This is a genomic window from Mesorhizobium sp. P2_E6, from assembly GCF_056403835.1.
The window spans coordinates 344,926-367,274 of the sequence record NZ_JBFUEQ010000008.1; the positions used below are offsets into that span (position 1 = coordinate 344,926).

Consider the following 22,349-nt stretch of genomic DNA (forward strand, 5'->3'; position numbering starts at 1 on the left):
GTCCGGGCCTTGCATGCCACATGATCTGCCGAAGGTCGCGCATATCGACCGACTGGCCGCAGATCGGGCAAGGGTAGAAATACTCCCGCTCATCCTCCGGTTTGCCACTTTGGCGCTGGCCGGGAATGGGCGGCCCGAATTCGTTCAGGTTTGTCATCACTATCAAACATTCAATTTGCCTAAAATGTTCCGGGAACTATTTTAGCGCATGCTAATTGAATCGCGGTTTGTGAGAGTTCCGTGCATGCATTTGAAGTTCGTCGCGCCCTTGATACCGACCCTGGTCGAACAGCCGCCCGAAGGCGAGGCCTGGATTCACGAGGTCAAGTTCGATGGCTATCGCTCCCAGCTCATCATCGACGAAGACGGACCTAAGATCTACACGCGCAACGGTCATGACTGGACGTCGAAGTATCGCGACCTGGTGAAAGAGGCGGCAACGCTCGGAGCAGAAAGCGCCATCATCGACGGTGAGATCATCGTTCTGAACGACGCTGGCCTTTCCGACTTCGGCGAGCTGGGCAAGGCGATCACAAGGAGGCAGCACGACCTCTATTTCGTCGCCTTCGATCTACTCCACCTCAACGGCCACGATCTACGCGACATGGCCTGTGAGGAACGTCGCGATATCCTGGCCAGCATGATCGAGCCGGGCGCGCGCATCCAGTTCAGCGAGCCTCTGCCGGGCGATGCAGCGTCGATCTTTCACCTGATCGATCAGGCAGGGCTCGAAGGGATGGTTTCGAAACGCAAGGACAGCAAATATCGAAGCGGCAACTCGACGGCATGGCTGAAGACCAAAGCCTATTCGATCGATGAATATGAGTTGCTTGGGGTTGAGCGTGAGCCAGGCAAGCCTGCCTTCGCTCTGCTGGCGCAGCGCGGCACCGGTCGGTATGTCGGATCGGCTTTCATCACCTTGAACCGCGAGATGCGCGAACGGCTCTGGACCCGGGTTCAGGACCACGCGGGCACGGCGCCGACGGGCATGAAACGGCCGGCCACGCAGTGGGTCAAGCCGGGTCTGATCGGCCGAGTGAAGCACTTGCGCGGCGAGGAAGATTTGCGGCATGCCTCGCTGCAGGATTTTCGGGAACATAACAGCGCTCTAAAGCACGGAACATTTTAGCCTGAGCCGCATTCCATCGGTCAGTCAGCCAAAGGAGGCTTTCTTGACCCAACGACGCGTCGACAAAGAACGAATTGAGCGTGCTGATCGCGAATCGAAAGTGGCGATCAAGGCCGAGCGTCTTGCGAGAGATGCCAAGACGGCGCGGCTGCGAGAGCAGCGCCTTTCTGTGGAAGCATCTCCCGAGCAGCCGTCTCCGGTCAAACGTCATTGACCGGCCACCAGGAAGCCAGGTCGGAAGATTATCGAGGTCGACTAGCGCGCGTCGGGAACTGAAAGCTAACCACGAGCTTATGGATCGATGAGCACACGCGGAATCAACTTCCTCGATCAATGGATTGCCAACAACGTCCCGGAGACGACGAAGGCCGATGTCATTTCGGTCGACGAGCTAACCCATAAGCTGATCGCCGACGCCAAATCCGTCGGGATCAAGCGAGGCGAGATCGATGAAGAAGTCGACAGCCTCTATCGAACGATCCTCGACGCCATCGTCCATTATCAGCCAGGCACGCCAGAATGAAATGAGTGCGTATACCGATTTTGCCGGCTTTACACGGGCAGGCCAAAATAGGAATATTGTCTCGGGTGGGCGACTCTCAAAAGGTGTCGCGATGGCTAGAACGAAACTTTCCAAACAGCTTTCAGAGGCTGAAATCGACCGCTTCCTGGTGGAGGCGGAACGGCTTCATAAGAGCATCGTCCAGCCGCTTCTATCGCCCACCAGCGAGCACTACCGGGCACTCCAACGGACCCATGAAGCGCTGCTGAAGACGGTCAAGGACATCACCGGAAGGGATGCGCCGTTGCGGGTCTCCCCACATAGGCTGTGGGCCATATCTTCAGATTGATAGTCGGTCCTTATCCATCCGCAGAGTGATGATCGCGCCTTCGTCCGCCCAATTGTGATGGACCGAACCATTGAGCTGAGAGGTTATGCTGCGCCGAAGAAGCTTGCTCCCGAAACCGCCAAGCTCTGCGGGTGATACTACGGGCGGCCCGCCCCTCTCAGTCCACACAACTGTCACGTCATTTTCGTCGACAGTGCTGGAAACGTCGAGCGTTCCGGTCGCGGCAGATAATGCACCGTACTTCATCGAGTTAGTCGCAAGTTCATGGATGATCATTGCCAACGTGGTGGCGCCAGCTTCCCCAACCGACATTCGCGGCACAGACACCCGCACGCGGCCGCTAAAAGCGCCCATATCGTCGTACGGTGCCAGCAGGATCGTCAGGAGATCCCCAAGCAGGGCGCCATTTTCATTACGTCCCGGCACAGGGCGCACCAGATCGTGAGCTCTGCCCAACGCCGCGAGCCTACTGGTTAGTTCGTGCGCCATCTCCTCCGTTGACTTGGCTGAGCGGGATGTAATCGTGGTGAGCGCGGTCGCGATACTCAACAGGTTCTTGACCCTATGGCTCATTTCTCCCGCAAGCAGTTCGTTGGCCTCTTCGGCTTGCTTGCGACCGGTAACGTCGAGAAAGACTCCAAACATCGTTCGGCCTTCGATGTCGGCATCATCTCCCTGGCCTCGCGCGGAAATCCATCGCACATCGTCTCCGACCATAATCCGAAAGTCGATCTCGTATGGGCCAACTATCGCGCGCGTTGCAGCAAACGCTGCACGAACCCTGTCCCGATCCGCAGGATGAATTTTTGCAGAGAGATCTTCGAAAATCACGAAGGGACCGAACGGCAGATCCCAAAGACCATAGCCGTGCTGGTCCATAGTGAAATGATCTGTGTCAACGTTCCAAGACCACAGCGCCACGCCCGCCGCGTCGATGGCAAGCCGGAGGTGTCTAGCATCCCATTTTATGAGTGGACGGGCATCAGTGGGCAATAGCGAGCGGTTCCTTCGCCTGTGTTTATAGCATGTATCGCGGCTCAAGACTCCGACAATTCGCATAGCGGCCGATGGCGGGCGCAGCGCTAGGAGGCTCACTCCGGCAAGCCAGCGTCGTAGTGGACGATGGCTTCGAGGATTGTTCGATAGAGGCTGTCGACCTCTTCGCCGATCTCGATCCCCCGAATTCCGACCACCGCCGCGTCAGCGATCAGTTTGTGGGTGAGTTCGTCAACCGAGATGACATCGGCCCTTGCCGTCTCTGGGACGTTGTTGGCGATCCATTGATAGAGGAAGTTGATTCCGCGTGTGCTCATCGATCCACAAGGCCGTGCTTAGCGTTCAGTTCCCCACGCGCGCTATTGCTCGTCGGCGATTAGACGCCCCGTCGGTTTCGGCCGGTCAGAAAGTGGGCTTCCCGCAATAGCGAGGCCCAGCTATGGACACCCAATAATACGATTAGCTCGCGCGCTTGCGTTTCCGTGATGCCGGTTTCATCGACCAGACGCCGCACGACAATATCGTCCGGCTTGCTAGGCGCTTTGCCCTGTTCGTCAGTCATCATCGTGTCCCTTGACGACCCAACGACAGGGCAGAGGCAATGGTTCCTTCGCCGGAATGACTCGCTAATCCTGTCCGGAAGCGTACACTTCCTTTGGCGCTCGATATTGCAAGGCAACGGGCGCTTGGGAGAGTCGATCACGCTTTCGCCCTACTCGATAAGGGATTGCGTACATGGGGACTCTCTGGGGCGTTGCCGACCCCGAACAACTGGCCGCGCTCGCCGATCTCTTAGCGGAATACGCCAAGGATATGGGTATCTCTGGAGATCAAGAGGCACGCGACCGTTTGGCCGAGCGTATCCTCGCACTGTTCAACCAGGGTGCGACACCTGAGGAAATCAGAAGGCGCTTGGATTCCAGTTCCCGCAGCGCCTTCGCGTTAGGTCGTCCGGCCGGGGGTGGGCGTTGGTACCGGATCGAGGAGTGAAGGCTCATCGATCTGGGTCGGATTTGCTACGGGCAGTACCCCTTCTGGCGTCAGCTTGTCGACTGCTTCGGGCAAATCTTTCGTGATCCTGGCAATCAACTCATCGCGCGACAGACCGGTCTGCATCGAAAGGGAAGTGAGGGTGTCCTCGTCTATTGCCGTCTCCACATCTTTCGGTTCAATCGGCTCGTTGGCTCCGGTACCAACCCACGAATCTACCTTCGATCCCACTCCTGCATTTCTAAAACGGTCCAGGACGTCTCCAAGCGCCGTTCCGGACACACCCTTAGACAGCTGATCCAGGAGCCCGCCCTGCGGATTGTTGGGATCGCGATTTCCTGCGCCGCGGATCAAGTCGCCGATCTTGTCGCGATTTTGGTAGGCCAGAACGCCAAGCATTGCGATAGCCAGTCTTCCCAGATTTGCCATTGTTTTCCTCCCTTAGGTCACAAAGGAGAAGGTTCCGTGCTCGTAAAGGTTCCACTCTGTTCGATCCCGGTAGACTTGACATGTGCTTCGCGCTAGCTCGTCTCTTCCCGGAAATCCTGCAGCGAGGCATGCCGCAGATCCTCCTCGCCGCGTAGGTGCTTTACACGGCCCGATCAGACCCGGCTTCTCCTCCTCGATCCGCACCGATCTGCTTGAAGCGCGCGGCGATGGTTCAGCAGCGCGCAACTGTCTTTTCCATCTGGCCAGCGGCGGCACCCTTCGCGTCGACTGTCGCCTGGCCAGGCGCCGAAGACTGTGCACTGCCGGTCTGCTGGCCGGTGGCACAATCTTTTGCCGCATTCGGTTTCGACGTGCCGCCCGTTATGGTGGGGTCGACCTTCATGCCGCCGGCCGCACCATAATTTGTTCTGATACCGTGTTTTTGTTGAACGGGCGTGGCGGCTTGTGACAACGACAGCCCAGCCGACAAAGCGATTACAACTGATGTGAACATAAGCCGTTGCATGATATTTCTCCCGGTTTGAGCGCTATGCGACTTGGGGTGTTGGTTTGCCCCTGCTGACTAAAGAACTATTAGCTGCCTCTAATGTTCCTTTCCTAGCGTGCGTATTGCTCATTCTTCCCCGAAATCCTGCACAGACGCGTGGCGCAGCTTTGGCTCGCCGCGGAGGTCTTCACGCGCGCCGTGATGCCTGGGCTGACCCATTCGACCCCTGCCCAACCTGCGGCCAGTTGGTTGATATGCGGGACCTTCGGCAAATCATTTGGCATGAGAGGCCCGAACACAAACCCCTCGATCTCGGTCCATGAACGCAAAAAAGCCCGCCACCTTGGGGTAAAAGGTGACGGGCTCCAAAGTCGCCAGCAGAGGGACATTAGCTGGCAGAGAGGTAACTTTCTGCGGAAATATTAGTTGCGTCTAAAATAATAAACTCGCCTATGGCTAGCCCGCCGGCCGAAGCCAGCGGGCGTGAACCACTTTCTTAGCGTCGGTAATCGATTCAACAGGCACACGAAACCGATCCTCGACCGGCAGAGACGAGGCGGTCCGTACGATGGGGGACTTTTGCAAAAGGTGCTGCTCCAAACGTCTCCTAGCTGAAACGCTATGAAGCGCTTCCGGTTCTGACATCAAGGATCAACGAAATGGCGCTTGAACGAAGCGCTGTATCCGCGGCGGCACCGGTGCCAGCCATCATTTCGCGACTCGCGGGCTACCGCTCAGTCGACCTCGATAATCTTTCGTCCTGGTGTCTTGACGGCGCCTCGACGGCGTTTCGCTGGAGCCGTCTTTTCGACAGACGCTTCCACGGAAAGGCGCTGCTCTCGCAGTCGCGCCGTCTTGGCATCTCTCGCTAGACGCTCAGCCTCGATCGTCAGTTTCGATTCGCGATCAGCGCGCTCAATCCGTTCCTTGTCGACGCGTCGTTGGGTCATGAAAGCCTCCACCGCCAAGAGACCCATGAATTCCTAGCCGGCAAAAATGTTCCTAAATTCATCAGCTGGTCGACTGACGCGGCTCGCTCACGCCAGTTTCGTCAACTTCCGCTTCCATCTGGTCGCCGACCAACCTGGCCTTGTCCGCTCCGATGATGGGTTCACCATCAAATCCTTGCAGCCATCCATCGGCGTATTCGTACCAGACCTCGGGCACCACGCGCTCCTTGCCGTCCTTTCGAGCCTGCACGCCGTACATCCAAGCGTAGGTGATGCGCTCCTGGTCCTTCTTAGCCAAGGCCAATTGCGTCTACCTCGACCCCTCTCCTCGCGAACCCGAAATTGCCCGCCTCGGTTTGTTTTGCCCCACCCCGAGACGGGCTGTGGAAGCTGTAGAGGCAACTTCCATGCCTTGGCCACGGGGAGCAAACCAAGGCACAGTCAAAACTTCACTCCGATGAGAATGTTCCTCAGCCAATATTAGCAATCTTTTGACAGCCAAACCGACCGGTCCAGAGCGCGGTCGCCACTCTCCGAGCCATAAACAGGGCGCGCAGATCAATGCCAGTTTATCGCTGACCGTCCGGAACAAAGCCGACTGGCGCAGGTTAGGCCCTTAGCACATGTGTGCACAAACAAGGACCTATCCCATGAAAACCCGCCTACTTTTGGCCTCACTGGCCACAGCTACAGCTATGTCTTTCGCCCTGCCCGCCCTTGCTGCCGACAGCGCGCAAGACTTTGTCGACAAGGCCGCGGCAGGCGGAATGTTCGAAGTGGATTCCAGCAAGGTTGCCGAAACCAAAGCACAGGACCAGAGCGTCAAGGACTTCGCGCACAAGATGATTGACGATCATGGCGCGGCCAACGCCAAGCTCGAGACAATCGCCGGCGAGCTGAAGCTGACAGTCCCGAAGGAACTGGACGCCAAGCACAAGGGCGATGTCGACACTCTGCAAAATGGCAAGGACCCGATCGACACACCCTACGTCCAAATGCAGCGCGATGCGCATTCCGATGCGGTCAAGCTGTACGAGAGCTACGCCAAGGATGGCGACAACGCTCATCTGAAGGCCTTCGCCCAGGAGACAGTCCCGACACTCAAGATGCATCAGGAAATGATCGAAAAGATCGCGTCCAAGATCGATGACAAATCGGCGGCCACCTCCTCGACGACCCCGGCCGTAGCCACCACCGACACCGCGAACCCCTCCGCTCCCGTTCCTGGTGCGAACAGCTTCACCGAGGATCAGGCCAAGGATCGCATTCAGGACGCCGGCTTCTCCGATGTGTCCAAGCTGGCCAAGGATGATCAGGGCATCTGGCGCGGCCAGGCGAACAAGGGCGGCAAGACCACGGCAGTAGCGCTCGACTACCAGGGCAACGTCGTTGCCGGCACCAACTAACCAAACAGAAATCAGGAGATCCAAAATGAAAACTGTGACCGGACTATTCGACAATTATGACGACGCTTCCGATGCCGTTGGCGAACTGGAAGCGACGGGCATTCCGCATTCCAACATCAGCATCGTCGCCAACAATGCGGACAACCGGCGCGACCATGACGAATCCAAGGCTGCGGACGATGCAGCGGGCGGCGCCGGACTTGGTGCCGTTGTCGGCGGCGCTGGCGGACTGCTGACCGGGCTTGGCCTCATGGCCATCCCGGGCGTTGGTCCGGTGGTGGCCGCCGGATGGTTGGCTGCCACTGCAGTCGGTGCGGTTGGGGGCGCCGTCGTCGGCGGCGCTGCCGGCGGCATCGTCGGAGCCCTCACTGATTCCGGCGTCGCAGAGGACGATGCCCACGTCTATGCAGAGGGTGTGCGTCGTGGCGGCACGTTGGTCACCGCCAAGGTAGACGACCCGCTGGTGGCAAACGCCGAAAGGATTCTGGGGCAGACCAAGTCCGTGAACCTGGAAGAGCGTCGTGGAGAATATCAGGCCGGCGGATGGACAGGTTTCGACGCCGATGCCGAGAACTACGCCTCGAATGAAATTGGGCGAGACGGCGCTCGTCGCGTCAATCGCATCTAACCGCGCGAAACTTCCCGGCCGGAATTTCGACTTTTCGGCCGGGAGACCTTCTTGGCATCAAGCCTGTCGGTCTTACCCAGCCAAAGAGCTTTTGAGCTAACGCATCAAGCCGGCTGCGCGCAGAGCGTCCTCAATCACCTTGGTAATGCCTGTGGCCGAACCGCCGCGAGCATCAGGCTGAGGCGCCTTTGCGGCATCGGCGCGTACTGCTCGCGGATTTTCCGCAGGTGCATAAGTCCTCACTGCTTTGCCCGCCGATCTTCCCGGCGCTTCCCCAGATCTGGCTTCAGTTCGGCTTGTAAGACCCCAGAAATCCGCAATATGGCGTGTTGATGAAATGCCGACGTTCAGCATGAATGGGGCGGCAACGCCCAAGCCATCATCACCGAGCGTCTGCAGTGGCGTGCCATGGCCCATGCCGGCAATCGTGTATTTCTCGATCAACTCCTTGCCGTCCGCGCCGCACCACACCTGACGTATCTGTCGATCGACCGTTTCTTTTCGGGTGGGGCTGGCGCCCACGCCGTGAACCGCTTGCCATTGGGCGAGAATGGAATCCGCGTTCGACGCGACCACGGTGGTGTCGGCCGCGCCCTGCCAGATTGAAATCTTCGGCCAAATCCCTTTGTGGGGCGAAGCTTCCGCAAGGCGCCTTTGGAGTTCAGCCTTCGAAGGGCCCCCATGGCCACGCATACGATCGAAGGCTTCCGGGATCGTCGACGCGCTGCCGTAGGCGAGCCCTGCTATGATTGCGCCGCCAGCGAACACTTCCGGATATGTTGCCAACATTGCCGCCGCCATGGCGCCGCCGGCGGAAAGACCCGTGATAAAAATGCGCCGGTGGTCGAGGCCATGCTTTGTCACCATGGCTTGGATCATCTGGCGGATGGAGAGCACTTCTCCACGGTCGCGCGTGATATCTTCGGGCATGAACCAGTTGAAGCAAAGATTGGGATTGTTGCCGCGCTGCTGCTCCGGAAACAGCACTGCAAAACCCTGGTTGGTCGCTAGCTTCGACCATCCAGATCCATGATCGTACCCATCCGCCGTCTGCGTGCATCCGTGCAGGACGACGACCAACGCGGCTCCCAGCGGGAGATTCTCTGGAACGTAGAAGCGCCCACGCAAAGCACCAGGATTGGATCCGAAACCAGCTATGTCGGAAAAGCGGTCGTCGCGGTGCGCGGACAAACCCGGCCGGCCCCGCATAGCGGCCAAGCGAGTGATTGTATCTGAGAGGTTTCGCAAATCGAGATCCTTAGCCGCCAAGGTGACGAAAACCGCGCACAATGCGCAGGCAACAACATCGTTGCTGCACTGCACAATAGCAAGCTTACGTCAGGTCATAGTCCAGCCGGCTCATGAGCGGCTCCGGTCGGCCAAATCGACTTTGTACGGAACCCCGAGCCCTCGCGTTGGAGCCCAATTGCGGGACAGCATTCGGTTTATTCGAAGGAACCAAAGTCGCGGGAAGAGCTTCAATCATAGAGCGCCCCGACAGCGCGCATCTGACATGCAGGAGGACGAAATGGGCTTTTTCGGCAAGGTGTTCTCGGGCCTAACCGGCAGGAGAGCGGATGACAAAAAGACCACAGGGGACATGCGCAAGGCAACAGGCGCCGGGCCAGCCATAGCGGCACACTCCAAGGACGCAAGAACCTCCGCTGCCACCGGGCAAAACCAGCAAGCCGCGCGGAAGAAGGCGCAGAAGTAACGACGGAAATGGCTTGATGCCATGCACGGGCACCTGCCTTCCGGAGTGGCAGAGGGGAACCGACCTGCGAGTTTGTTGTTGTCCTTCACACACGGGAGACAGCACCATGCCGAAGGACCAGACCAAATCCCAGGATTCCGACCGCGAGGCGATGCACCTCGCCGAGACGACCGACGTGTCGCCGAAGCAGGCGAAGGATCTTTTGCGCGAGCATGGCGGCGACAAGAAAAAAGCCACCGAAAAGGCCAAGAATTTCAAGGCTGAGGGATAGCGGTGCAAGCGGCGCACGAAGGCAAGTTGACACTTGGTCAGGCCAAACGGTCTTTTACCGCATTGGCCGCCCACACGGGCATCCCGGTTGAATATGGCGAAGAGTGAGGCGCTATGCCAAGGCCGATGAAGAAGCCGGTTCCGAGAGCACCCGGTTTCTGCTTGGCCAGGGCCTGCAACTGGTCGCGAATGAGATCGAGCCCGCCCGACGGCAGCAAACCGCCCAGATAGGCGACATGATCCGCGACCGTGACAGGATCCGCGACGAAACCAAAGATCGAAATGAAGGCCGCCAGCGCCGGAAGCGATTGACCCTTCGGAGGCGAATGCTCCCGAGGGGATTGTTGCTCTTGTTCAGTTCCTTATTGGGTGCACGAGGAAAGAGCTAGCCACTGGACTTCACCCCTGTGGCAGGCTCGTCGGGCATTGCCGGCCCCGACCGAGCAACGCGTCAGCGCGGCGCCACCAACTGAACTTGTTTATCTCGTCGTTCTCCTGAGATTGCCCGATGTCGCTAGCGGAACTTAACCCAACTTCACCGTCGGCTCGCGCGTCCACCAGCGTAACTCTCCAAGCCTTGCAACAAAGCCCGAAATATCCTTGGCCGATCCAAGGGAGATAACCGCCTCATCTTCGACAACTCCGGCCTTAGACAACAGCGGACCTGCCGCCTCGACGAAGCCGATGAACTTGCAATGCGCGAACGCATCCGCGACGAAGTCGCGGGCGGTCGATTCCTTCATCAGGTCGCCCATCGCAGGCTTTGCCGGCAACAGCGCGATGGCGTCGTAGAGAACCGATGGCGCGCCCGACATCATCTGGTGCGCATCGATCCAGCTGCCGTCGCTGGCCTTGGCTCCGCCGACCTTCGGCGCGATGATCTCGAAGCTTGCGCCAGCCTTGGTCAACGCCTGCTGCATACCCTTCAGCAGGCCGGCGTCTGTCCCGTCGGTCACGAGGATGCCGAGCTTGCGGCCTTCAAAACGACCGGGGCCGTTCTTGAGGATGCTGAGCGAATCCAACGCACCGAGATCCCGGCGCGTTGCCACTGCCGCATCGGCAGGCTTCGGCATAGCCTTCAGACCGAGTGCGTCCGCCACCTTGCCGGCCAGCCCATCGTCGATGTTCAGAAGATGGGAAACGATGCGTTCGCGAATGACCGGCGTTTGCACCTTGCTAAGCTCAAACGTGAGCGCCGAGGCGATGTGAGCCTGCTCGACCGGCTCCTGGCTGATGTAGAACTGGCGTGCTTGGCTATAGTGATCGGCAAAGGTTTCCGACCGCAACCGGGCCTTTGGGCCAGCTTCGACTTCGTCAAAGGGCCGGGCACCCCTAGCGGGCGATTCACGTGGTCCTTCCTCCCATGAATTCGGCTGGTAGTTGGCACGCCCGACCGGGTTGCGCATCGCCATGTGTCCATCCTGTTGAAAGTGATGGAAGGGACATTTGGGTGCGTTGATCGGCAGGTGGGTGAAGTTGGTGCTGCCCAGCCGTTTGATCTGCGTGTCGAGGTAGGAGAAATTTCGGCCCTGCAGCAGCGGGTCGTTCGAAAAGTCTACGCCGGGCGGCACGTTCTGCGTCATGAACGCGACCTGCTCGGTCTCGGCAAAGAAATTGTCGGGCATGCGATCGAGCACAAGACGGCCAATCGGGATCGGCGGCAGCACCTCCTCGGGGATGAGTTTGGTGGGATCGAGGATATCGAAGTCGAAGCTGTCGGCGAACGCCTGATCAAACAGCTGCAGTTGCAGTTCCCATTCCGGGAAGTTGCCGGCGTGGATGGCGTCCCACAGGTCGCGGCGGTGGAAGTCGGGATCCGCGCCGTTGATCTTCACCGCTTCATTCCAGGCGACGGACTGGAGACCGAGCTTCGGCTTCCAGAGGAACTTGACGAAGGTCGATTCATCGTTGGCGTTGAGCAGCCGGAACGTGTGAACACCAAAACCTTCCATGAAGCGCAGGGAACGCGGGATCGCCCTGTCTGACATCGCCCACATGATCATGTGCATGCTTTCCGGAGTGAGCGAGATGAAGTCCCAGAAATTGTCATGCGCTGTCTGCGCCTGCGGGAAGTCGCTGTTGGGCTCTGCCTTGGCGGCGTGGATCAAGTCGGGAAATTTGATCGCATCCTGGATGAAGAACACCGGCATGTTGTTGCCGACGATGTCCCAGTTGCCTTCTTGCGTATAGAGTTTGACGGCGAAGCCACGCACATCCCGGGCAAGGTCGGCAGAACCCTTGTTGCCGGCAACGGTGGAGAAGCGGACGAAAGCCGGTGTCTTTTCGCCGGCGCGCTGGAAGATGTCGGCACGCGTGTATTTCGCCAGCGATTCATAGGTTTCAAAATAGCCGTGCACACCATAGCCACGGGCATGGACGACGCGTTCGGGGATCCGCTCGTGATCGAAATGGAAGATTTTTTCGCGGAAGTGAAAATCTTCGAGCACGGTCGGTCCACGTGGGCCGATCCTGAGCGAGTTCTGGTCGTCTGAAACCGGCCCGCCCTGGGCCGTTGTCAGCACCGGTGTCGAGCCGGATGCGACCTGATGCAGTTCACCGCCAGCGCCACGCGCCAGTTTCTGATCATGAATTGTCGCAGCCGTCCCGGCCGATTTGGATGTTTGCTTCGCCATGCTGGAAATCCCTTGAGGTGAACGCGCAAGCTGCACTGCTTGCTCAATGTCCCGAATGGATTTGCGTTCCTTGTCGATTCCAGATCCTTGAACGACGAAGGCCGCCCGGTTTTGCCGGCGGCCTTTCATTGCCCTCAAAGGGCGAATGCGGTCAGAAGTTCTTGTTGATCGCGGCTGCCGTCTTGTTTATCGCATCCTTGACGGCGGACTTCGCCTCGCCTACACCTTCTGAACCTTGCCGTTGGCTTCCTGCGCGGCGGCCTTCAGCCCGCAGATGGTCATTGCCGACGGCCTTGCCGACGCCTTCCTTAGCTTTGCCTACTGCCCGGTTGGCGAGACCCGAAGCCTAGTCGCTGGTGCTTCCCATGGAATTTTCCTCTTCCCGCCTGGCTTCTTGGCGGTACGACGACGTTTGACCGGAGAGGGCTGCTCGGCAGATAGGCGCTCCTCGGCCGGGTAGTCCGTTTCCGCTCCGTGCGGGACGGGTGGGTCAAAGAATCATGGTGCAGCGCAACAAATATGTTGCATTGCACACAAACTTCCGTTAGGTAATGCTAATACAAATGCGAAGGCTTCTTAAAAGTCGCCCCCTAAACGAAGGATGGAACGATGTCCAAGACCACTGAAAAGACCGCTGAATTTATCGACAACGCGTACCCCGCTTTTGATGCATCCAAGGCCATCGAGCAGGTCAGCGCTTTCACGGAAAAGGGCGTCGAGCAGTCGAAAGAAGTGCTCGCCAAATTCAAGGCGGATTCGGAGTTGACCCAGAAGGCTCTCGAGACGAGCTTCGCATCCGCCAAAGCCGCTTCCAGCAACCTGTCGCTGAAGACAATTGCCGTTCTGCGCGCCAACACTGAAGCCGCCTTCTCGCATTTCGAAGCCCTAATTGCCGTGAAGTCGCCTTCCGAATTCGTTGAACTGCAGACCGCCTTCGTCCGCAAGCAGGTTGAAAGTGCCGTCGAGCAGACGAGGGAACTTCAGGCCGTCACGACCAAAGCCGTCGAGGACGTATCCAAGCCGATCAAGTCCGCCTTCGAGAAGGCGGTCAACGACCTCAAGGTCGCCTAGCTTTTTCTGGGCGGATAGAGCGGGGCGGGTTGTCGCGGGGTCCTTCAACTTCGGCCAGTCCGCGCCGTGCTTGCGGAGCAGTCCGCGCGCCTGTTTGGGCGACAAGTCCGTAACTTCAGTGAGGTGTTGAACCTCTAGCTCCTGGCCCTTTACTACCCGGCTCGCGCCGCTTGATTTCTTGACGACCATTTCTGCGTCCTTCCCGGTGTACCAACCAGATGAACGAGCACCGGTCACCATGGTTCCGGCATACGGAACTATCTGCCTGCCGCGTGGTTTCTCCGTCGAAGGAGAACTATCATGCTTAGACTGTTGATCCGCCTCGGTGCGATCTATGCAGCGTTTCAAATCGGCAGGGAATACGGCCGCGCCGAGACGGAGGTCATGCTGTTGCCGCCCGTCGACTATGAGGGACGCCCATCGGCAAGGAGCGAGGCGGAGTTTGGGGAGCCGACCTAAGTGCGGTTCCGACTAGGTCGGTCGTCAGCAACGTATCTGAGGCACGTTTCAAGTTGCCGTCATGGCGCCACTCCATGGAGAAGGTTGGATTCCGGTTCCTTTCCCTCTACCACCTTCAAAGTCCAAACAATTCTCCGGTCGCCGCACGGTTTCCCGAAAGCCCAGCGTTTGCGGGGTGTGCAGCCGAAAGCCGGGGAATGCGGAAACGACGTTCTTCCCCAAAACGCTCTCTGAATGCCCATCATTCTCCAAAGCTGGGGAGTAGCCCTAAAAATCCCTAGGTTTTGACGACAGCAATACCAATGCTTTAGCGCCGGCCTTGCTGCGGCAGTTTGCGGTTCGCTCGCCTGTCAAAAACGACCACAACCATACCATCGCTAGGCCTGGCTTGCGCCATGAGCGGGCGCTTGGCGGCATCGGGGTCGCGGGCCGACTGTCCGCTCATGGGCGTCGAGGGTTGAATAGCTGCCGTAAAGCGGCTGAACTCGACGGCGGCTTCTGGCTCAGAGCGGACGCTCACGCTGTCAAGCTACCATGGCTATCCTTGATCTAGGAGGTCGGAACCTTGCGGCTCACTGACACTGCTAAGGGGCACTCTGCACGAATTGCAGACAATCTTAGGACCGCTTTCGATCATCCGCCACGCCGCCCATGTTCTGAACAGCTAATGTGATCGACCTCTCCGCGAAAACAGTTCAGCAGTGATTTCGTCTCCGTCTCCACCATGGCTAGCGATCAAAGCCAGCGCTTCCTGGCGGCTGATGTTGCCGAGCTTCATGAGGTACGGAACCTCAAACGTTCTCTTCTTGAGGCGCCATTCTGGCACGCGCCGTATTGCCCTTTTTGGCGCTGCTGTTGTTCCATCTTGACGCATCATTTTTCACTCCTCCCTGATATGATGATGCCGCCGCAATTTCCGTGCCACGTCCCGCTTGGCCTGGTGTCGCCGATAGTCTTAGTTGCGCAGCTGCTAATATGCTCATAACTTAGGCAGCGCGGGGGACGATCCCAAAAAAACGCCCGATCCCGCAGTGGCCGGTGTGGCCGCCAGCATCCCAAAATAGCCCAGCCGCACCGGCCATTCTTCAATACGTGAAACGCGCCGGAGCGGCGCTTCTAACGCCCCAACGGCTGCTTTGAAAGCGATACCAACTCCGTCTCGTCAGTCACGCCGGCCATGTAATTCGCGATGATCCGAGACGCGAGTGCGTCCCTCGCAGGAGTCGGCTGGTCGGCGACCTTGAGCTGCTCGAAAACTCGTCCTAACAAGGCCAATTCGGACGGGTCAAAAATACCGGCTTCCGTAGCTTTTTGTCGAATAGGCGATCATGCTCCCCACTCTCCCTTAAATAAGCTTTGGCTAAAATAGTTCCGGAACCTTTACCGTGCTCGGTGGTTCGAGCGTCCATGACGAAGCTCTCGGAACTCGGGCCGCCCATCGTCGGCCGACGCCACGGCGATCAGCCAAAGGATGATATTGACCCCTTTCACATGTGCCCGGTATGTGGACAGACGGTCAACCGGCGCGATTTGAGGCGAGTCATCTGGCACGATGAGCCAAGGCACGAGCCATTGGAGATGGACGCGTAAAGCCCTGCAAGAGGCCTTCGAATGACGACCGATAGCCAAGCCTTCCCGACTTTTACCATGGAAGAACTCGCGCCACCCGGAACGAGCCGTGTCGGCCGCGGTCGAGATCGTAGTCCGATCTTTCATTCCGTCGGTGCCGGCATCAGATCGAGCCGCGGGACAAATTCCTCCAGCGAGTCGTCAATCAGCGGGGGTTCCTCCTCAGCCTCCTGCTTGGGCTCGACCATCAGGAGACCAACGACGACCAGTGCCAGAGAGGCCCATGTCACAGCTGGTATGGCCTCTCCAAGCAAAAGCATACTCCAGCCTATGCCGGCTGCTGTCCCCGCGTAGGCGTTTTGGCTGGCAAAGACGGCACCGGTGCTGGAGATCAACAGGATGAAGAGCAGCATCGCCAAATTGCCGGCGGCAGCCATCAGCACGACGATGACGCCAAGCCGACCGGTCAAGAGATCGAACGGTATGAAGTCCTGATAAAAGACGGCAATTGGAATCAGCATCAAAACCGAGACAACGAGCGTGATGCCGAAAAGCGCGACGTTATCGATATTGGCGGGTTTGGACTCCGAGAGGTAGATATCCTCGGTCGCGTAAGTGACGGGGATTACAAGGGCAATGACCAGCCACAGCCAACTGGTGGCCATTTCCCCGGGCTCTCCGTAGAGAAGTATGATGCAGATGCCGACGAGACCCAAACCAAGCCCTAAAAAACGCTTCAAATTCGGCGCTTCGGTCCGCATCAGGGCGGCGAACAAAAAGACTGCAAATCCCTCGAGTACGATGACAATGGAGACGATAGAAGCTGGAAGCTTGCTTGCCACCCAATACACAAGGACCTGGTTGATCACGGAGCTGATAAACGCAAAACCAAGGATGAACTTCCACTCCGCCCGCGTGAGACCCTTGAGATTCGGCATTGTTTTACGCTTCAGGCTTATCCCGATGCAGAACACAGCTCCAATAATGTCAATAAGGATTGCCAGTCCGACCGGATGAGCCTCGACCAGCGAAGCCATCTTGGAAAGTGGCACAACCACGCCCCATAACCCGCCACATGCCAGCAGCAGTAAAGCGCCACGAAAAGTGCGGATGTTCTGCCGCATCTTTCGTTCGCGCTCGTAGACCTTCTGGGCCATTGTCGCGAACACCGTGGCGAGCTTGCCGAGACCATCTGGACGGCCTGCCACATCGCGGATGCCGAGCTTCGAAGGGTTGAACCGCCCTGTCTCCAGGGTAGCGGCCGCCCTGGTCAGCTTGGCCACCTGCCGCAGATATTCCGTCTCAACGTCGCGGAGTCTTTTCTTCTCAATGCAGGTCGCAACGCGTGCCTTGAGGAGAGCGAGTTCAAAGTTCTTGGGCAGAAAGTCCTCGGCACCAAGCTCAATCGCCTTGACGACGCTGCTCATCTCATCATCGAGCGCTGAGATCACGATGACCGGCACATCCCGCGTCCTGGACGACGCCTTGAGGCTCTTGAGCACCTCGAAGCCGTCCATCACGGGCATGATAATGTCGAGAAGAATGAGATCGAAGCTTTCGCCAGCAAGCCGGTCGAGAGCCTCGCGGCCACTCTCAACCGCCTCGGCTTGATGTCCGAGTGCTTCGACCGACTTCTTGAGCTTGATTCTTATGGTCCGGGAGTCGTCTACTATGAGGATCTTGCCAGGGTTACGCACGACGTCCTCCCAGACCGAAAATCTCTCGAAGCTCCGTGACAGCCAAGTCGAAGGCGTCCTGCGCGCTGTCGATCTGCTGCAAATCCGGCTGTTCCCGACTTTCGCAGCGCCGCTCCAGTCGAGCGCAGATTTCGGCGAGGTCGATAGCCCCCATGTCCCTGGCATTGGATTTGAGAGAATGCGCGGCCCTGCGGGTGGCAGCCAAATCCGAGGCCGCAACAGAAGCCTGCAGGTCTTGCATGATGGAAGGCCCTTCTTCGAGGAAGGACTCCACCAAGTTCTACCAGATCGGCTTCCTCGCCACCTACAAGCTCGCGAAGCTTTGCAAGCGCCTCTCTTTCGATAGCCAAAACGACCCCCAAATGCGCCGCTATCTCCTGGCTCCTCAGCCCGTGACCGCGAACTTTTCCCGTTTGTTATTGAAGTGATATCGAAAATCGAACCGTTTCCCGAGATTATCAATGTCCCCTAGTGCTCAAGAAGCTAAATGTCGCAGCAATTCTAATTTAGTGATAGCTCATAATTCGAAAACAATGCCGCCACGGAGCCTGGGGTTGTTGCGCCAGCCGCCTAATTTGCCTCTTCACCGCTTGGTGTGCCGGGCACCGCGAAATCCTTTGCTGCGCCAGCGGGTCTGCGCCCACCAGACACTACCGCCTTGTTCAACGAGGCGATGAGGTCCTCGACGCGTAGCGGCTTGCTGAGATAGTCGTCCATGCCGGCGTCCAGATACCTTTCCCTATCGCCGGCCATGGCGTTGGCGGTGAGGGCCACGATAAACGGCTGACGCGCATCCTGGATACCAGACGCCCGGATCAATCTTGTCGCCGCAAGACCGTCCATGTCCGGCATTTCGATATCCATCAAAATGACGTCGTGGCTGCCTTGCGTGTATGTGGATACCGCCGACCGGCCGTCGATTGCCAGGTCCGGTCGGTAACCAAGGCGCTCCAACACTTTGAAGCCAAGCTTTCTATTGGTGTTGTTGTCATCGACAAGCAGTATGCGAAGCGGAAACTTTTCCGCCATCGAACTATCTAGGGCCGGTCCCTTCGGCTGATCGGTCCGGGCGGGTCGCACAGGAGCCTCCGCAAAGACTGACATGAAAGCATTGAGGAGTGGCGAGGGCTTGATCGGCTTGGGAAGCATGGCCGCGAATTTGATGCTTTCGATGTCCGCCTTGTTCCTCTCATCAAGGGGTACGAGGGAACTCAACAATATCAATGGCAGATCACCGCTTTGACCAAGCCCACGTAATCGTTTGGCCAGTTCAATACCGTCCATCTCTGGCATGTTCATGTCGAGCACGACGGCGTCATAATGTTGGCCGCTTGCAATCCTGTCGAATGCGTTAAGCGGCGATTCGGTTGTATGTGGCACCATGGCCCAGGATTGGGCCTGCAGAGATAGGATTCGCCGGTTGGTTGCGTTGTCGTCCACGATCAGCAACCGTTTGCCCGCGAGTTCAACTTTGGCCACGGACATTTGCGCCTGCCTAGGAGCGGGCGCAGCGGCGGCGCGGATCGTGAAGAAGAATGTTGTACCCGCCCCTTCAACACTTTCCACCCATACTTGCCCACCCATCAGTTCTGCCAGGCGTTTGCTAATCGCCAACCCTAGCCCCGTCCCGCCGTAGCGCCGCGTCGTCGAGGCATCTACCTGGCTGAATGACTTGAACAAGCGATCCAATCGGTCCTCGGGAATACCGATGCCGGTATCGCGTACTGAAAACTGCAGGGTGGACAACCCCTCCGCGCTTCCGCTGTGGGCTGCGCCCGCACCCTCAGTTGCGTGCGGAACTTTCATCACCGATAGTACGATTTCACCTCGTTCGGTGAATTTCACGGCATTGTTGAGGATGTTAAGCAAGATCTGTCGCAGCCTCGTGCTGTCTGCGACAATCCCGTCGGGAGTACCGGGCTCCACCAGGTAGGCAAGGTCGAGCCCCTTCTCCGCGGTCTTGGAGGCTACGAGGTCAATCGCGCTCTCAAGGCATTCCCGCAGTTCGAAGGGCCTTGGATCGAGCTCCAGCTTGCCAGCCTCAACTTTGGAAAAATCAAGTATATCATTGATGATCGTTAGCAGCGCCTCCCCGCTGTGGCTGATCGTCTCGCTGATCTCGCGTTGTTCGGGGTCAAGGTTTGTACCGAGCAGCAAGTTGCTCATTCCGATCACGCCGTTCATTGGTGTGCGGATTTCGTGGCTCATGGTCGCCAGAAAAGAACTCTTCGCCTCATTTGCCGCCTCGGCCGCCTCCTTTGCTTGCTGCAGCGCAAGGGATAGCTGTTTGAGCTCAGTAAATAGCTGCGCGTTATGCAGGGCAGCACCGGCATTGGCGGCAATGGTGGAAAGCAAGCGGAGCGAGTCGTCGGTAAATATGCCCTCCCGGGTAGTGCTCTGCACGCTGATCACTCCTAGCGTGCCTTGCGCCGTCTTGATCGGAACTCCCAGATAGGACAAGGCATCCTTGCCGACGGGGGTGGCCCCGATCTGAGCACCGCGTTCTGCAACATCCTGATTGATAAGCAGCGGGTGGCCAGTTTCTATGATCTTGCTTGTCAGCCCTTCACCGAGGGTTAGCGTATTGAAGGCCTCGCCAAACTGATAGGGGAAATGGATTAGCTTGGTTTCCGGGTCGAGCAGAGCGACATAGACGATATCTGCATCGAAGATTTCCTGCATCTGGTCGCCGATCAGCTGGATCGTGCTTTCGAGTTCGGATTCCGCAATCAGCGCCTGGCTGACCGTGCTGATAGCACCAAGCTCGGCGGCGCGGGCCTCGGTCACTCGTAGCAGGCGCTGTGTTTCGTTAAATAGGCGGGCATTGGCAATGGCGACCCCCATGTTGGAGGCGACCGTCTGCAGAAGGCGTACGTCATTTTCGTCAAACGCATTCTCCAGGTAGCTCTGTACACTGATAACCCCCAGCGTTTTTTCGCCAGACTTGATGGGTACACCTATGTAAGATGCAGTCCTGTCTCCTTCGTTTGGAAAGTACGCGCCAATCTCTCTTCCTTTCGCGAGGGTCTGAAAGACCAACGGCCGCCCTGTTTCTATAATTTTGGACGCTACACCGATGCCGAATGGAAATGGATCAATTACTCTATATTGCCTGAAGTACGCATAAGGGACATGGATCAGGCCGGATTCGCTGTCGTGCAACAAGATTTCGCTGACCTCGGTGCCGAAGGCCTCCCGCACCTTGTCGCCTACGAGGCGAATGACCGTGTCCAGATCCAGCGACTGCGTCATGGCCTCGCCGACGTTATTGAGAATGGCTAGTTCTGCTGCGCGGTCCTCTGTTACTTTCAGCAAGCGCCGCGTCTCGGTGAAGAGCCTCGCCTTTTCAATTGCAATTGACGTCGCATTGCCGATCGTCGTGAGCAGGTTCACGTCCGATTCATTGAAGGCGTGCTCACGATCAAGGTTTTGCAGCGAGATGACGCCCTTGGCCTGTCCTTCGATGATCATCGGTACGAACAGGATCGACTTCGGCGCCTTTCCCTGCGCCACGCTCGGGTTGCCGTATTTCTCGGTCGCGGCGATGATCCCCTCATTGAGCAGCAATGGCTGCCCCGTCTCTAAGACATGCTTGCGAAAGCCAACGAGCGGGATCGGCTCATCGGGGAAGCGAACGTTCCGCTCGATCGCGTAGGGGAAATGCAGGAGGTTGTCGTCCGGGTTGAAAAGTCCGATATCCACCACCTGGGCGTCGAATATCTCATGGATCTTATCGCCGATCTGGTCATATATCGCCTGCATTTGCACATTGGAGACGAGCACCTCCTGAACGCCATTCACGAAGGCCAGTTCAGCGTTGCGGGCCTCCATCATTTTCAACAGGCGCTGGGTCTCATCGAACAGGTGGGCGTTGGCGATGGCGATGCCCATGCTGGATGACAGCCCCTGCAACAGACGCACATGATCTTCATTGAAGACATTCTTCTCGTAGCTCTGCACGCTGACTACACCCAGAATTCTGTCACCGGCGATGATCGGCACGCCCAGGTAGGATTCGGTCCTGTCCTCCTCGGTAGGTATGAGCGCGCCCAGAGCAACGTGTTGCTCAGTCGTACCCAATACCAATGGTTTGCCTGACGATATGACCTTTGACGTAAGCCCTTCGCCCATCGCAAATGGCTCGGGATCCTGATAGCCCTTGTAAAATGCATAGGGTACGGTGATCAGGTCAGACCTATCACTACGCAACAAGATTTCAGTAACGTCCGTTCCGAATATTTCGCGGACCTTATCGCCGACGATGCGAGTGACGGTCTTGACGTTCAGCGTCTTGGCCATTGCTTCGCCGACGCTGTTTAGGATCGCGAGTTCTTTTGCGCGCTCCTCCGAAACTTTCAGCAGGCGCTGCGTCTCATCGAAAAGACGAGCATTGGCGATGGCCACGCCCATGCTCGATGAGAGCCCCTGCAACAGACGGACATGATCTTCGTTGAACGCGTTTTTTTTGTAGCTCTGCACGCTCACAACGCCCAGAGTTTTGTCTCCGGCGATGATCGGCACGCCGATGTAGGATTCGGACCGCTCATCTTCGGTGAGGACAATGACACCCAGTTCAACCGCTTGCTCGAAGGTGTTGAGAATCTTCGGTTTACCCGAGAGGATAATTTGGGAAGTCAATCCTGCACCCAAAGGGAACGGTTCGACCTCCACATAGTCTCGATAAAACGAATAGGGGACACTGATCAAACCAGAGGCTTCATCGTGCAATAGGATTTCAGTGACGTCGGTTCCGAATATTTCTCGCACCTTATCACCGACAATACGAGTCACCGTCTTTGCCGTCAATGTCTTCGACATTGCTTCGCCGACACTACCGAGGATTGCGAGTTCCTTTGTGCGCTCCTCACCTATTCTGAGTAGGCGCTGGTTTTCGGCTAAAAGTTTATCAAGTTCAGTCGCTGCAGTGGCCTTTGCGATTTCCAGTTCGACTATTTTGCGGTTGGCGTCCCCTAGACGGCTCACGAGGTCCATTTCGACTAAGCTTGGCATTCGGCCTCTTCCCCAACAGACATCCCGCCGTTTGAGGGG

At 57.9% G+C, this 22,349-nt stretch carries 25 protein-coding genes and 1 pseudogene; 11 read left to right on the forward strand and 15 right to left on the reverse strand.

All coding sequences use genetic code 11. The features are described from left to right. Nucleotides 1-244: 244 nt before the first annotated feature. The 4 genes from AC1D08_RS22045 to AC1D08_RS22060 all read left to right on the forward strand — a co-directional run bounded on the left by AC1D08_RS22045 (nt 245) and on the right by AC1D08_RS22060 (nt 1,980). Nucleotides 245-1,129 (forward strand): ATP-dependent DNA ligase, encoded by an 885-nt coding sequence (locus AC1D08_RS22045; protein ID WP_477423980.1) that lies wholly within the window; start codon nt 245-247, stop codon nt 1,127-1,129. Between the two features lie 43 nt (nt 1,130-1,172). Beyond that, complete coding sequence (locus AC1D08_RS22050; protein ID WP_457155430.1) at nt 1,173-1,343, forward strand: hypothetical protein; 171 nt, start codon at nt 1,173-1,175, stop codon at nt 1,341-1,343. An 87-nt stretch (nt 1,344-1,430) separates the two neighbouring features. Then, on the forward strand, nt 1,431-1,652 hold the full coding sequence (locus AC1D08_RS22055) for a DUF768 domain-containing protein (protein ID WP_477423982.1): 222 nt from the start codon (nt 1,431-1,433) through the stop codon (nt 1,650-1,652). Then, on the forward strand, nt 1,579-1,980 hold the full coding sequence (locus AC1D08_RS22060; protein WP_477423984.1) for a hypothetical protein: 402 nt from the start codon (nt 1,579-1,581) through the stop codon (nt 1,978-1,980). The genes AC1D08_RS22055 and AC1D08_RS22060 overlap by 74 nt, the downstream gene beginning before the upstream one ends. Here AC1D08_RS22060 and AC1D08_RS22065 read toward each other — a convergent pair. The 7 genes from AC1D08_RS22065 to AC1D08_RS22095 all read right to left on the reverse strand — a co-directional run bounded on the left by AC1D08_RS22065 (nt 1,972) and on the right by AC1D08_RS22095 (nt 6,151). After that, nucleotides 1,972-2,973 (reverse strand): sensor histidine kinase, encoded by a 1,002-nt coding sequence (locus tag AC1D08_RS22065; RefSeq protein WP_477423986.1) that lies wholly within the window; start codon nt 2,971-2,973, stop codon nt 1,972-1,974. The two genes, AC1D08_RS22060 and AC1D08_RS22065, sit on opposite strands and share 9 nt — an antisense overlap. Nucleotides 2,974-3,071: 98 nt before the next feature. Further along, a complete protein-coding gene (locus AC1D08_RS22070) occupies nt 3,072-3,293 on the reverse strand; it encodes a DUF768 domain-containing protein (RefSeq protein WP_477423988.1) in 222 nt (73 codons plus the stop codon). Between the two features lie 59 nt (nt 3,294-3,352). Next, nucleotides 3,353-3,538: a hypothetical protein gene (locus tag AC1D08_RS22075; RefSeq protein ID WP_477423990.1), complete on the reverse strand. Its 186-nt coding sequence runs from the start codon at nt 3,536-3,538 to the stop codon at nt 3,353-3,355. 380 nt (nt 3,539-3,918) lie between these two features. Beyond that, complete coding sequence (locus AC1D08_RS22080) at nt 3,919-4,395, reverse strand: YidB family protein (protein ID WP_457155395.1); 477 nt, start codon at nt 4,393-4,395, stop codon at nt 3,919-3,921. A gap of 232 nt (nt 4,396-4,627) precedes the next feature. Then, on the reverse strand, nt 4,628-4,921 hold the full coding sequence (locus tag AC1D08_RS22085) for a hypothetical protein (protein ID WP_457155921.1): 294 nt from the start codon (nt 4,919-4,921) through the stop codon (nt 4,628-4,630). A gap of 716 nt (nt 4,922-5,637) precedes the next feature. Then, the gene (locus tag AC1D08_RS22090) at nt 5,638-5,853 is read right to left on the reverse strand and encodes a hypothetical protein (RefSeq protein WP_477226468.1); all 216 of its coding nucleotides are present in this window, start codon (nt 5,851-5,853) and stop codon (nt 5,638-5,640) included. Between the two features lie 61 nt (nt 5,854-5,914). Continuing rightward, nucleotides 5,915-6,151: a hypothetical protein gene (locus AC1D08_RS22095; RefSeq protein ID WP_477423991.1), complete on the reverse strand. Its 237-nt coding sequence runs from the start codon at nt 6,149-6,151 to the stop codon at nt 5,915-5,917. A 352-nt stretch (nt 6,152-6,503) separates the two neighbouring features. Here AC1D08_RS22095 and AC1D08_RS22100 point away from each other — a divergent pair, with 352 nt between their 5' ends. After that, nucleotides 6,504-7,259, forward strand: a complete 756-nt coding sequence (locus AC1D08_RS22100) for a DUF4142 domain-containing protein (protein ID WP_477423993.1) — start codon at nt 6,504-6,506, stop codon at nt 7,257-7,259. Nucleotides 7,260-7,284: 25 nt separating this feature from the next. Further along, the gene (locus tag AC1D08_RS22105) at nt 7,285-7,887 is read left to right on the forward strand and encodes a general stress protein (RefSeq protein ID WP_457154857.1); all 603 of its coding nucleotides are present in this window, start codon (nt 7,285-7,287) and stop codon (nt 7,885-7,887) included. 96 nt (nt 7,888-7,983) lie between these two features. Here AC1D08_RS22105 and AC1D08_RS22110 read toward each other — a convergent pair whose 3' ends face one another. Then, the gene (locus AC1D08_RS22110) at nt 7,984-9,135 is read right to left on the reverse strand and encodes an extracellular catalytic domain type 1 short-chain-length polyhydroxyalkanoate depolymerase (RefSeq protein WP_477424035.1); all 1,152 of its coding nucleotides are present in this window, start codon (nt 9,133-9,135) and stop codon (nt 7,984-7,986) included. Nucleotides 9,136-9,415: 280 nt separating this feature from the next. Between AC1D08_RS22110 and AC1D08_RS22115 the strand changes: the two genes are divergently transcribed. After that, a complete protein-coding gene (locus AC1D08_RS22115; protein ID WP_457155701.1) occupies nt 9,416-9,601 on the forward strand; it encodes a hypothetical protein in 186 nt (61 codons plus the stop codon). Nucleotides 9,602-9,707: 106 nt separating this feature from the next. Beyond that, complete coding sequence (locus tag AC1D08_RS22120; RefSeq protein WP_477226464.1) at nt 9,708-9,872, forward strand: hypothetical protein; 165 nt, start codon at nt 9,708-9,710, stop codon at nt 9,870-9,872. A 97-nt stretch (nt 9,873-9,969) separates the two neighbouring features. Here AC1D08_RS22120 and AC1D08_RS22125 read toward each other — a convergent pair. After that, a pseudogene (locus AC1D08_RS22125) lies at nt 9,970-10,167 on the reverse strand (ribonuclease); the annotation flags it as partial. A gap of 228 nt (nt 10,168-10,395) precedes the next feature. Beyond that, on the reverse strand, nt 10,396-12,504 hold the full coding sequence (katE, locus tag AC1D08_RS22130; RefSeq protein ID WP_477423995.1) for a catalase: 2,109 nt from the start codon (nt 12,502-12,504) through the stop codon (nt 10,396-10,398). 609 nt (nt 12,505-13,113) lie between these two features. On the opposite strand from katE, the gene AC1D08_RS22135 reads away from it, so the two are divergent. Next, a complete protein-coding gene (locus tag AC1D08_RS22135; protein ID WP_477423997.1) occupies nt 13,114-13,575 on the forward strand; it encodes a phasin in 462 nt (153 codons plus the stop codon). Between the two features lie 300 nt (nt 13,576-13,875). Continuing rightward, nucleotides 13,876-14,034 (forward strand): hypothetical protein, encoded by a 159-nt coding sequence (locus AC1D08_RS22140; protein ID WP_457155471.1) that lies wholly within the window; start codon nt 13,876-13,878, stop codon nt 14,032-14,034. A 664-nt stretch (nt 14,035-14,698) separates the two neighbouring features. Here the strand turns inward: AC1D08_RS22140 and AC1D08_RS22145 are convergent. The 4 genes from AC1D08_RS22145 to AC1D08_RS22160 all read right to left on the reverse strand — a co-directional run bounded on the left by AC1D08_RS22145 (nt 14,699) and on the right by AC1D08_RS22160 (nt 17,541). Beyond that, nucleotides 14,699-14,911, reverse strand: a complete 213-nt coding sequence (locus AC1D08_RS22145; RefSeq protein WP_477418879.1) for a hypothetical protein — start codon at nt 14,909-14,911, stop codon at nt 14,699-14,701. Between the two features lie 239 nt (nt 14,912-15,150). Then, entirely contained in the window at nt 15,151-15,354 is a 204-nt protein-coding gene (locus AC1D08_RS22150; protein ID WP_477301144.1) for a hypothetical protein, read from the reverse strand. A 392-nt stretch (nt 15,355-15,746) separates the two neighbouring features. Next, nucleotides 15,747-17,300, reverse strand: a complete 1,554-nt coding sequence (locus AC1D08_RS22155; protein WP_477418881.1) for a response regulator — start codon at nt 17,298-17,300, stop codon at nt 15,747-15,749. Further along, nucleotides 17,293-17,541 (reverse strand): Hpt domain-containing protein, encoded by a 249-nt coding sequence (locus AC1D08_RS22160; RefSeq protein WP_477423999.1) that lies wholly within the window; start codon nt 17,539-17,541, stop codon nt 17,293-17,295. The genes AC1D08_RS22155 and AC1D08_RS22160 overlap by 8 nt, the downstream gene beginning before the upstream one ends. Here AC1D08_RS22160 and AC1D08_RS22165 point away from each other — a divergent pair. Further along, nucleotides 17,540-17,728, forward strand: a complete 189-nt coding sequence (locus AC1D08_RS22165; protein WP_477424001.1) for a hypothetical protein — start codon at nt 17,540-17,542, stop codon at nt 17,726-17,728. The genes AC1D08_RS22160 and AC1D08_RS22165 overlap by 2 nt on opposite strands. A gap of 142 nt (nt 17,729-17,870) precedes the next feature. Here AC1D08_RS22165 and AC1D08_RS22170 read toward each other — a convergent pair whose 3' ends face one another. Then, on the reverse strand, nt 17,871-22,310 hold the full coding sequence (locus AC1D08_RS22170) for a GAF domain-containing protein (RefSeq protein WP_477228302.1): 4,440 nt from the start codon (nt 22,308-22,310) through the stop codon (nt 17,871-17,873). Nucleotides 22,311-22,349: the final 39 nt, after the last annotated feature.

Bases quoted from the DNA above. Each gene is read 5' to 3' on its own strand.
- AC1D08_RS22120 (WP_477226464.1), top strand. From the start codon at position 9,708: ATGCCGAAGGACCAGACCAAATCCCAGGATTCCGACCGCGAGGCGATG.
- AC1D08_RS22045 (WP_477423980.1), top strand. From the start codon at position 245: ATGCATTTGAAGTTCGTCGCGCCCTTGATACCGACCCTGGTCGAACAG.
- AC1D08_RS22115 (WP_457155701.1), top strand. From the start codon at position 9,416: ATGGGCTTTTTCGGCAAGGTGTTCTCGGGCCTAACCGGCAGGAGAGCG.
- AC1D08_RS22085 (WP_457155921.1), bottom strand. From the start codon at position 4,921: ATGCAACGGCTTATGTTCACATCAGTTGTAATCGCTTTGTCGGCTGGG.
- AC1D08_RS22070 (WP_477423988.1), bottom strand. From the start codon at position 3,293: ATGAGCACACGCGGAATCAACTTCCTCTATCAATGGATCGCCAACAAC.
- AC1D08_RS22055 (WP_477423982.1), top strand. From the start codon at position 1,431: ATGAGCACACGCGGAATCAACTTCCTCGATCAATGGATTGCCAACAAC.
- AC1D08_RS22145 (WP_477418879.1), bottom strand. From the start codon at position 14,911: ATGATGCGTCAAGATGGAACAACAGCAGCGCCAAAAAGGGCAATACGG.
- AC1D08_RS22075 (WP_477423990.1), bottom strand. From the start codon at position 3,538: ATGACTGACGAACAGGGCAAAGCGCCTAGCAAGCCGGACGATATTGTC.
- AC1D08_RS22060 (WP_477423984.1), top strand. From the start codon at position 1,579: ATGAAGAAGTCGACAGCCTCTATCGAACGATCCTCGACGCCATCGTCC.
- AC1D08_RS22135 (WP_477423997.1), top strand. From the start codon at position 13,114: ATGTCCAAGACCACTGAAAAGACCGCTGAATTTATCGACAACGCGTAC.
- AC1D08_RS22080 (WP_457155395.1), bottom strand. From the start codon at position 4,395: ATGGCAAATCTGGGAAGACTGGCTATCGCAATGCTTGGCGTTCTGGCC.
- AC1D08_RS22170 (WP_477228302.1), bottom strand. From the start codon at position 22,310: ATGCCAAGCTTAGTCGAAATGGACCTCGTGAGCCGTCTAGGGGACGCC.
- AC1D08_RS22165 (WP_477424001.1), top strand. From the start codon at position 17,540: ATGATGGAAGGCCCTTCTTCGAGGAAGGACTCCACCAAGTTCTACCAG.
- AC1D08_RS22160 (WP_477423999.1), bottom strand. From the start codon at position 17,541: ATGCAAGACCTGCAGGCTTCTGTTGCGGCCTCGGATTTGGCTGCCACC.
- AC1D08_RS22140 (WP_457155471.1), top strand. From the start codon at position 13,876: ATGCTTAGACTGTTGATCCGCCTCGGTGCGATCTATGCAGCGTTTCAA.
- AC1D08_RS22100 (WP_477423993.1), top strand. From the start codon at position 6,504: ATGAAAACCCGCCTACTTTTGGCCTCACTGGCCACAGCTACAGCTATG.
- AC1D08_RS22090 (WP_477226468.1), bottom strand. From the start codon at position 5,853: ATGACCCAACGACGCGTCGACAAGGAACGGATTGAGCGCGCTGATCGC.
- katE (WP_477423995.1), bottom strand. From the start codon at position 12,504: ATGGCGAAGCAAACATCCAAATCGGCCGGGACGGCTGCGACAATTCAT.
- AC1D08_RS22105 (WP_457154857.1), top strand. From the start codon at position 7,285: ATGAAAACTGTGACCGGACTATTCGACAATTATGACGACGCTTCCGAT.